This window comes from Winogradskyella sp. MH6 (genome assembly GCF_022810765.1).
GTDB lineage: Bacteria > Bacteroidota > Bacteroidia > Flavobacteriales > Flavobacteriaceae > Winogradskyella.
The window spans coordinates 2,937,069-2,949,517 of record NZ_CP094494.1 but is presented as its reverse complement, the minus strand read 5'-3'; the positions used below and the strand labels follow the sequence as shown (position 1 = coordinate 2,949,517).

Genomic DNA, 12,449 nt, shown 5'->3' with positions numbered 1-12,449 from the left:
ATGAAAACTTTACTTAAAGAAATTCGCTTTCGCAATTTAATATTATCACTCACCTTTTTGTTGGGTAACTATGCAATTGCTCAAGTACAACAGCCATTCTCACCTCGTTTTAATCAAACGGTAAAAGGTGATTTTACCATGATTGCAAACAATATGTTATCTCGTAGTGCAACATCAAGTTATAATGGTAGTAGTGGTAACCACAATTTTACTGATAATGTATATGTTGATATCGATGGTAATACTGGAATTGGATCTACAACATTTAATTCGAGTAATGCTACTTTCGATAATCCAGAGCCTACGCTATCTTGTCTATCCATAAGAAAAGCATATTTGTATTGGGCTGCAGCCGATAAAGAACCTAATAGCAATAACTTAAATTCTGATAATCAACCTAACTGGAATTATAACGATGTTAAATTAATGCTCCCAGGTGAAACAAATTACAACACATATACTGCAGATGAAGTTATTTTTAGAGGTAGAGATACGCATTTTAGTAATGATCCTTATATATGTGTAAAAGACATAACATCTCAAGTTACAAACTTAAGTAATCCATATGGCACATATCAGGTTGCGAATGTTGAAGCAAAAACAGGCAGTCTTACATCACACCCTAGTGGTAACACTGGTACTTCGGGTGGTTGGCAAATAGTATTTGTATACGAAAGTCCATTAATGCCGTCTAAAAACATAAGCTTATTCGATGGATATGCTCATGTAACAAGTTCAGTAAATGATTTTGATATTAATTTTAATGGTTTTCAAACTATCCCAATAGGACCTGTAAATACAAAAATCATGATTGGATCTTTAGAAGGAGATCGTGATTTAAGTGGAGATCGTTTACAAATCCAAAATGTAGTAGGAAATTTTGTAGATATATCTGCGCCTCAAAGAGCTTCAACAAACTTTTTTAATAGTAGAATTACTATTGGTAACACTGACTTTACAAACAGAACACCAGCAAGTTTAAATACATTAGGTTTCGATGCTGCTGTATTTGACTTAAACAATGGTGGGGTTTTCAATACAATTATTGGTAATAATCAAACATCTGCAACTTTACGTTTAACATCTAACCAAGAAACATATGGATTATATCTTTTAGGTTTGTCAGTAGATGTATGGGCTCCAGATTTAAATCCAATTGAAATGACACTTAATTCTGGTATGAATCCTGCAAATCCAGGTGATAATCTTGGATTTAGTTTTGATATCATGAATAATGGTAATGATAACGCTGTTAATCTTCAAGTTTCAACCATCTTACCACCTCAGGTTCAATTTAATGGAGCAGATAATTTACCTCTAGGAGTTACTTATACATATAATGCTACTACAGGTGAACTTACCTTTTTTGTAGCCGATGGATTGGTAAATGTTTTAAGTCCCGAATTAAATATTGATTTTGACATCATAGTCAAAGATGAATGCTATTTTCTTGAAGATAGCTGCGATTTATCTTTCGATTTACAATTCGAAGCTACATATAATGGTATTTTAAATCCCAATACCCAAAATACATTGAGTTCTGCTACCTTAGACAATTGTCAGGTCGGATTACAAGACCCTACTAGTATTATTGTAAATCAACCTGATGCTGCTGTTTGGGTTAATCCCGCAAATGATCTTGACAGAACTATAAACTGTGATGACTCTGATGGGTTGAATGCTGCCCAATTGTTAGAACCTGCAACAGATAAATGTAATTTTACTCTTAACAAAACATCTGGCAGCTTTGTGGCTGATCCAAATTGTCCTAGTACTGGAACCTATACAAATACTTGGACATTTACAGATGCATGTGGAAGAACAAGTCCTCAATATGTTCAAGTAATAACAATTGCCGATCCTGATGGACCAACCTTTAATGAAACACTACCCTCTGATGTCTCCGTTGAATGTGACGATATTCCAGATGCTCCTACATTAACGGCAGCAACTAGCTGTGGAACTGTGACTGTAGATTATAATGAGGTCAGAACAGATGGTACTTGTGATAACGACTATACCTTAACGCGTACTTGGACGGCTACTGATGCTTGTGGTAATGAAACAGTACATACTCAGGTGATCACGGTTCAGGATACAGTAGCACCAACCTTTAACGAAGCATTGCCTGTAGATACAACTGTAGAATGTGATGCAGTGCCTACGGCTGAGACTTTAACTGCTGATGATAACTGTGGTACAGCTACGGTAACGTTTAATGAAACAACTACCGCTGGTACTTGTGATAATGACTATACCTTAACACGTACTTGGACGGCTACTGATGCTTGTGGTAATGATACTATACATATTCAAATTATTACAGTTCAGGATACGACGGCACCAACCTTTAACGAAGCATTGCCTGCGGATACAACTGTAGAATGTGATGCAGTGCCTACGGCTGAGACTTTAACTGCTGATGATAACTGTGGTACAGCTACGGTAACATTTAATGAAACAACTACCGCTGGTACTTGTGATAATGACTATACCTTAACGCGTACTTGGACAGCGACGGATGCTTGTGGTAATGAAACAGTGCATACTCAGGTGATCACGGTTCAGGATACTGTGACACCAACGTTTAACGAAGCATTGCCTGTAGATACAACTGTAGAATGTGATGCAGTGCCTACGGCTGAGACTTTAACTGCTGATGATAACTGTGGTACAGCTACGGTAACGTTTAATGAAACAACTACTGCTGGTACTTGTGATAATGACTATACCTTAACACGTACTTGGACAGCGACGGATGCTTGTGGTAATGAAACAGTGCATACTCAGGTGATCACGGTTCAGGATACTGTGGCACCAACGTTTAACGAAGCATTGCCTGCGGATACAACTGTAGAATGTGATGCGGTGCCTACGGCTGAGACTTTAACTGCTGATGATAACTGTGGTACAGCTACGGTAACATTTAATGAAACAACTACCGCTGGTACTTGTGATAATGACTATACCTTAACGCGTACTTGGACAGCGACGGATGCTTGTGGTAATGAAACAGTGCATACTCAAGTGATCACGGTTCAGGATACTGTGACACCAACGTTTAACGAAGCATTGCCTGCGGATACAACTGTAGAATGTGATGCGGTGCCTACGGCTGAGACTTTAACTGCTGATGATAACTGTGGTACAGCTACGGTAACATTTAATGAAACAACTACCGCTGGTACTTGTGATAATGACTATACCTTAACACGTACTTGGACGGCTACTGATGCTTGTGGTAATGAAACAGTGCATACTCAGGTGATCACGGTTCAGGATACTGTGGCACCAACCTTTAACGAAGCATTGCCTGCGGATACAACTGTAGAATGTGATGCGGTGCCTACAGCTGAGACTTTAACTGCTAATGATAACTGTGGTACAGCTACGGTAACATTTAATGAAACAACTACCGCTGGTACTTGTGATAATGACTATACACTAACACGTACTTGGACAGCGACGGATGCTTGTGGTAATGAAACAGTGCATACTCAGGTGATCACGGTTCAGGATACTGTGACACCAACGTTTAACGAAGCATTGCCTGTAGATACAACTGTAGAATGTGATGCAGTGCCTACGGCTGAGACTTTAACTGCTGATGATAACTGTGGTACAGCTACGGTAACGTTTAATGAAACAACTACTGCTGGTACTTGTGATAATGACTATACCTTAACACGTACTTGGACGGCTACTGATGCTTGTGGTAATGATACTATACATATTCAAATTATTACAGTTCAGGATACGACGGCACCAACCTTTAACGAAGCATTGCCTGCGGATACAACTGTAGAATGTGATGCAGTGCCTACGGCTGAGACTTTAACTGCTGATGATAACTGTGGTACAGCTACGGTAACATTTAATGAAACAACTACCGCTGGTACTTGTGATAATGACTATACCTTAACGCGTACTTGGACAGCGACGGATGCTTGTGGTAATGAAACAGTGCATACTCAGGTGATCACGGTTCAGGATACTGTGGCACCAACCTTTAACGAAGCATTGCCTGCGGATACAACTGTAGAATGTGATGCGGTGCCTACAGCTGAGACTTTAACTGCTAATGATAACTGTGGTACAGCTACGGTAACGTTTAATGAAACAACTACTGCTGGTACTTGTGATAATGACTATACCTTAACACGTACTTGGACAGCGACGGATGCTTGTGGTAATGAAACAGTGCATACTCAGGTGATCACGGTTCAGGATACTGTGGCACCAACCTTTAACGAAGCATTGCCTGCGGATACAACTGTGGAATGTGATGCGGTGCCTACAGCTGAGACTTTAACTGCTAACGATAACTGTGGTACAGCTACGGTAACATTTAATGAAACAACTACCGCTGGTACTTGTGATAATGACTATACCTTAACGCGTACTTGGACAGCGACGGATGCTTGTGGTAATGAAACAGTGCATACTCAAGTGATCACGGTTCAGGATACTGTGACACCAACGTTTAACGAAGCATTGCCTGTAGATACAACTGTAGAATGTGATGCAGTGCCTACGGCTGAGACTTTAACTGCTGATGATAACTGTGGTACAGCTACGGTAACATTTAATGAAACAACTACCGCTGGTACTTGTGATAATGACTATACCTTAACGCGTACTTGGACAGCGACGGATGCTTGTGGTAATGAAACAGTGCATACTCAGGTGATCACGGTTCAGGATACTGTGGCACCAACCTTTAACGAAGCATTGCCTGCGGATACAACTGTAGAATGTGATGCGGTGCCTACAGCTGAGACTTTAACTGCTAATGATAACTGTGGTACAGCTACGGTAACGTTTAATGAAACAACTACTGCTGGTACTTGTGATAATGACTATACCTTAACGCGTACTTGGACAGCGACGGATGCTTGTGGTAATGAAACAGTGCATACTCAGGTGATCACGGTTCAGGATACTGTGGCACCAACCTTTAACGAAGCATTGCCTGTAGATACAACTGTAGAATGTGATGCAGTGCCTACGGCTGAGACTTTAACTGCTGATGATAACTGTGGTACAGCTACGGTAACATTTAATGAAACAACTACCGCTGGTACTTGTGATAATGACTATACCTTAACGCGTACTTGGACAGCGACGGATGCTTGTGGTAATGAAACAGTGCATACTCAGGTGATCACGGTTCAGGATACTGTGGCACCAACCTTTAACGAAGCATTGCCTGCGGATACAACTGTGGAATGTGATGCAGTGCCTACGGCTGAGACTTTAACTGCTGATGATAACTGTGGTACAGCTACGGTAACATTTAATGAAACAACTACCGCTGGTACTTGTGATAATGACTATACCTTAACGCGTACTTGGACAGCGACGGATGCTTGTGGTAATGAAACAGTGCATACTCAGGTGATCACGGTTCAGGATACTGTGGCACCAACCTTTAACGAAGCATTGCCTGCGGATACAACTGTAGAATGTGATGCAGTGCCTACGGCTGAGACTTTAACTGCTGATGATAACTGTGGTACAGCTACGGTAACATTTAATGAAACAACTACCGCTGGTACTTGTGATAATGACTATACACTAACACGTACTTGGACAGCGACGGATGCTTGTGGTAATGAAACAGTGCATACTCAGGTGATCACGGTTCAGGATACTGTGGCACCAACCTTTAACGAAGCATTGCCTGTAGATACAACTGTAGAATGTGATGCAGTGCCTACGGCTGAGACTTTAACTGCTGATGATAACTGTGGTACAGCTACGGTAACATTTAATGAAACAACTACCGCTGGTACTTGTGATAATGACTATACACTAACACGTACTTGGACAGCGACGGATGCTTGTGGTAATGAAACAGTGCATACTCAGGTGATCACGGTTCAGGATACTGTGGCACCAACCTTTAACGAAGCATTGCCTGTAGATACAACTGTAGAATGTGATGCAGTGCCTACGGCTGAGACTTTAACTGCTGATGATAACTGTGGTACAGCTACGGTAACATTTAATGAAACAACTACCGCTGGTACTTGTGATAATGACTATACGCTAACACGTACCTGGACGGCTACTGATGCTTGTGGTAATGAAACAGTGCATACTCAGGTGATCACGGTTCAGGATACTGTGGCACCAACCTTTAACGAAGCATTGCCTGCGGATACAACTGTAGAATGTGATGCAGTGCCTACGGCTGAGACTTTAACTGCTGATGATAACTGTGGTACAGCTACGGTAACATTTAATGAAACAACTACCGCTGGTACTTGTGATAATGACTATACCTTAACGCGTACTTGGACAGCGACGGATGCTTGTGGTAATGAAACAGTGCATACTCAGGTGATCACGGTTCAGGATACTGTGGCACCAACCTTTAACGAAGCATTGCCTGTAGATACAACTGTAGAATGTGATGCAGTGCCTACGGCTGAGACTTTAACTGCTGATGATAACTGTGGTACAGCTACGGTAACATTTAATGAAACAACTACCGCTGGTACTTGTGATAATGACTATACACTAACACGTACTTGGACAGCGACGGATGCTTGTGGTAATGAAACAGTGCATACTCAGGTGATCACGGTTCAGGATACTGTGGCACCAACCTTTAACGAAGCATTGCCTGTAGATACAACTGTAGAATGTGATGCAGTGCCTACGGCTGAGACTTTAACTGCTGATGATAACTGTGGTACAGCTACGGTAACATTTAATGAAACAACTACCGCTGGTACTTGTGATAATGACTATACACTAACACGTACCTGGACGGCTACTGATGCTTGTGGGAATGAAACAGTGCATACTCAGGTGATCACGGTTCAGGATACTGTGGCACCAACTATAGATAATACTAATACAGATAATATTGTAATACAGTGTGGTGTGACACCTGATGGCACATTGGAAGCTTGGCTTGCCAATAATGCTGGAGCTACTGCCAATGATACTTGTGGAACTACAACCTGGTCTAATGACTATGGTTCTAATACTGATGTGGATTGTGCTAGTGGTGCTATAACTGTAACTTTTACTGCTACTGATGATTGTGGTAATGCATCTACGACTACAGCTACATATTCTATTATTGATACTGTAGATCCTATATTGACCATTCCTGCAGATACAACAGTAGAATGTACTGACGACACATCACCTGCTAGTACTGGTACAGCTACAGCTACTGATGATTGTGCTGCTCCTAATGTAACTTTCAGCGATACAGAGGTTGTCAACTGTGGAAATGCGATAACCATAACCAGAACTTGGACCGCTACAGATGCTTGTGGTAACTCTGTATCTGCAGATCAAACAATTACAGTTCAGGATACTGTGGCACCAACCTTTAACGAAGCATTGCCTGCGGATACAACTGTAGAATGTGATGCGGTGCCTACAGCTGAGACTTTAACTGCTAATGATAACTGTGGTACAGCTACGGTAACATTTAATGAAACAACTACCGCTGGTACTTGTGATAATGACTATACCTTAACGCGTACTTGGACAGCGACGGATGCTTGTGGTAATGAAACAGTGCATACTCAGGTGATCACGGTTCAGGATACTGTGGCACCAACCTTTAACGAAGCATTGCCTGTAGATACAACTGTAGAATGTGATGCAGTGCCTACGGCTGAGACTTTAACTGCTGATGATAACTGTGGTACAGCTACGGTAACATTTAATGAAACAACTACCGCTGGTACTTGTGATAATGACTATACCTTAACGCGTACTTGGACAGCGACGGATGCTTGTGGTAATGAAACAGTGCATACTCAGGTGATCACGGTTCAGGATACTGTGGCACCAACCTTTAACGAAGCATTGCCTGCGGATACAACTGTGGAATGTGATGCAGTGCCTACGGCTGAGACTTTAACTGCTGATGATAACTGTGGTACAGCTACGGTAACATTTAATGAAACAACTACCGCTGGTACTTGTGATAATGACTATACCTTAACGCGTACTTGGACAGCGACGGATGCTTGTGGTAATGAAACAGTGCATACTCAGGTGATCACGGTTCAGGATACTGTGGCACCAACCTTTAACGAAGCATTGCCTGCGGATACAACTGTAGAATGTGATGCAGTGCCTACGGCTGAGACTTTAACTGCTGATGATAACTGTGGTACAGCTACGGTAACATTTAATGAAACAACTACCGCTGGTACTTGTGATAATGACTATACGCTAACACGTACCTGGACGGCTACTGATGCTTGTGGTAATGAAACAGTGCATACTCAGGTGATCACGGTTCAGGATACAGTAGCACCAACCTTTAACGAAGCATTGCCTGTAGATACAACTGTAGAATGTGATGCAGTGCCTACGGCTGAGACTTTAACTGCTAACGATAACTGTGGTACGGCTACGGTAACGTTTAATGAAACGACTACCGCTGGTACTTGTGATAATGACTATACACTAACACGTACTTGGACAGCTACTGATGCTTGTGGTAATGAAACAGTACATACTCAGGTGATTACGGTTCAGGATACTGTGACACCAACGTTTAACGAAGCATTGCCTGTAGATACAACTGTAGAATGTGATGCAGTGCCTACGGCTGAGACTTTAACTGCTGATGATAACTGTGGTACGGCTACGGTAACGTTTAATGAAACGACTACCGCTGGTACTTGTGATAATGACTATACACTAACACGTACTTGGACAGCGACGGATGCTTGTGGTAATGAAACAGTGCATACTCAGGTGATCACGGTTCAGGATACTGTGGCACCAACTATAGATAATACTAATACAGATAATATTGTAATACAGTGTGGTGTGACACCTGATGGCACATTGGAAGCTTGGCTTGCCAATAATGCTGGAGCTACTGCCAATGATACTTGTGGAACTACAACCTGGTCTAATGACTATGGTTCTAATACTGATGTGGATTGTGCTAGTGGTGCTATAACTGTAACTTTTACTGCTACTGATGATTGTGGTAATGCATCTACGACTACAGCTACATATTCTATTATTGATACTGTAGATCCTATATTGACCATTCCTGCAGATACAACAGTAGAATGTACTGACGACACATCACCTGCTAGTACTGGTACAGCTACAGCTACTGATGATTGTGCTGCTCCTAATGTAACTTTCAGCGATACAGAGGTTGTCAACTGTGGAAATGCGATAACCATAACCAGAACTTGGACCGCTACAGATGCTTGTGGTAACTCTGTATCTGCAGATCAAACAATTACAGTTCAGGATACTGTGGCACCAACCTTTAACGAAGCATTGCCTGCGGATACAACTGTAGAATGTGATGCGGTGCCTACAGCTGAGACTTTAACTGCTAATGATAACTGTGGTACAGCTACGGTAACATTTAATGAAACAACTACCGCTGGTACTTGTGATAATGACTATACCTTAACGCGTACTTGGACAGCGACGGATGCTTGTGGTAATGAAACAGTGCATACTCAGGTGATCACGGTTCAGGATACTGTGACACCAACGTTTAACGAAGCATTGCCTGTAGATACAACTGTAGAATGTGATGCAGTGCCTACGGCTGAGACTTTAACTGCTGATGATAACTGTGGTACAGCTACGGTAACATTTAATGAAACAACTACCGCTGGTACTTGTGATAATGACTATACGCTAACACGTACCTGGACGGCTACTGATGCTTGTGGGAATGAAACAGTGCATACTCAGGTGATCACGGTTCAGGATACAGTAGCACCAACCTTTAACGAAGCATTGCCTGTAGATACAACTGTAGAATGTGATGCAGTGCCTACGGCTGAGACTTTAACTGCTGATGATAACTGTGGTACAGCTACGGTAACATTTAATGAAACAACTACCGCTGGTACTTGTGATAATGACTATACCTTAACACGTACTTGGACGGCTACTGATGCTTGTGGTAATGAAACAGTGCATACTCAGGTGATCACGGTTCAGGATACTGTGGCACCAACCTTTAACGAAGCATTGCCTGCGGATACAACTGTAGAATGTGATGCGGTGCCTACAGCTGAGACTTTAACTGCTAATGATAACTGTGGTACAGCTACGGTAACATTTAATGAAACAACTACCGCTGGTACTTGTGATAATGACTATACACTAACACGTACTTGGACAGCGACGGATGCTTGTGGTAATGAAACAGTGCATACTCAGGTGATCACGGTTCAGGATACTGTGACACCAACGTTTAACGAAGCATTGCCTGTAGATACAACTGTAGAATGTGATGCAGTGCCTACGGCTGAGACTTTAACTGCTGATGATAACTGTGGTACAGCTACGGTAACGTTTAATGAAACAACTACTGCTGGTACTTGTGATAATGACTATACCTTAACACGTACTTGGACGGCTACTGATGCTTGTGGTAATGATACTATACATATTCAAATTATTACAGTTCAGGATACGACGGCACCAACCTTTAACGAAGCATTGCCTGCGGATACAACTGTAGAATGTGATGCAGTGCCTACGGCTGAGACTTTAACTGCTGATGATAACTGTGGTACAGCTACGGTAACATTTAATGAAACAACTACCGCTGGTACTTGTGATAATGACTATACCTTAACGCGTACTTGGACAGCGACGGATGCTTGTGGTAATGAAACAGTGCATACTCAGGTGATCACGGTTCAGGATACTGTGACACCAACGTTTAACGAAGCATTGCCTGTAGATACAACTGTAGAATGTGATGCAGTGCCTACGGCTGAGACTTTAACTGCTGATGATAACTGTGGTACAGCTACGGTAACATTTAATGAAACAACTACTGCTGGTACTTGTGATAATGACTATACCTTAACACGTACTTGGACAGCGACGGATGCTTGTGGTAATGAAACAGTGCATACTCAGGTGATCACGGTTCAGGATACTGTGGCACCAACGTTTAACGAAGCATTGCCTGCGGATACAACTGTAGAATGTGATGCGGTGCCTACGGCTGAGACTTTAACTGCTGATGATAACTGTGGTACGGCTACGGTAACTTTTGAGGAAGAAATTACAAATGGTGCGTGTATGGGTGACTATATTATAGAACGTACTTGGACTGCAATTGATGCTTGTGGTAATGAAACAGTGCATACTCAAGTGATCACGGTTCAGGATACTGTGACACCAACGTTTAACGAAGCATTGCCTGCGGATACAACTGTAGAATGTGATGCAGTGCCTACGGCTGAGACTTTAACTGCTGATGATAACTGTGGTACAGCTACGGTAACATTTAATGAAACAACTACCGCTGGTACTTGTGATAATGACTATACCTTAACGCGTACTTGGACAGCGACGGATGCTTGTGGTAATGAAACAGTGCATACTCAAGTGATCACGGTTCAGGATACTGTGACACCAACGTTTAACGAAGCATTGCCTGTAGATACAACTGTAGAATGTGATGCGGTGCCTACGGCTGAGACTTTAACTGCTGATGATAACTGTGGTACGGCTACGGTAACTTTTGAGGAAGAAATTACAAATGGTGCGTGTATGGGTGACTATATTATAGAACGTACTTGGACTGCAATTGATGCTTGTGGTAATGATACTATACATATTCAAATTATTACAGTTCAGGATACGACGGCACCAACTATGGTGACACCAATGGATGAAAATATCACAGCTTCATGCGATGATATTCCTGAAGTTCCAAACTTAGTGTTTGAAGATGCTTGTTCTAATAATATTAGTGTTTCTTTCAATGAAGACTCAACTCAAGCTAATGATTTTGAAGATTATTCTATCATAAGAACTTGGACTGTTACAGATGATTGTGGTAATGTTGCAGAATTCACTCAAAATATTACTGTAGAGATTAGTAATGTTATTGATGCCTTTGATGCTAATCGTTGTGTGCTAGATTCTGAATTCGATTTATTCGATTTACTATCTGGTGACTTTAGCATGGATGGTACATGGAGTGTTGTATCTGGCAATGCTACTATAGATGGTAGCTTATTTGATCCATCTTCTGTAGATGTTGGTATGTATACCTTTATGTATTCTATTACCGAAGGTCCTTGCCCTACTGAAGTAGAAGTTAATGTAACTATTGATGATGATTGTGTTGTTTTAGCATGTGGTGAAGATGATGTTGTTATATCTAAAACTGTAACAGCAAATGGAGATAGTTATAATGAGTTCTTTACAATAAGTGGTGTTGAAGATTGTGGATTTGTTATTGAGTTACAGATATTCAATCGTTGGGGAGCAGAGATATACAAGAACAATAATTACCAAAATGATTGGAATGGCGATGCCCATGGCTCGTCTGTAGGAAGCTCTGGAAAAGTCCCAACCGGAACTTACTATTATATTATTAATTTAAAAAATAGTGGATTGAAACCTTTTGCAGGTCCTATCTACGTAGCAACTGATAAATAAACTTAACCGAG

The 12,449-nt window shown here is 41.5% G+C and carries 1 protein-coding gene; it reads left to right on the top strand.

All coding sequences use genetic code 11. From position 1 onward, the window contains the following. A complete protein-coding gene (locus tag MST30_RS13180) occupies positions 1–12,438 on the top strand; it encodes a T9SS type B sorting domain-containing protein (RefSeq protein WP_243471870.1) in 12,438 nt (4,145 codons plus the stop codon). The last annotated feature ends 11 nt before the right edge of the window (positions 12,439–12,449 follow it).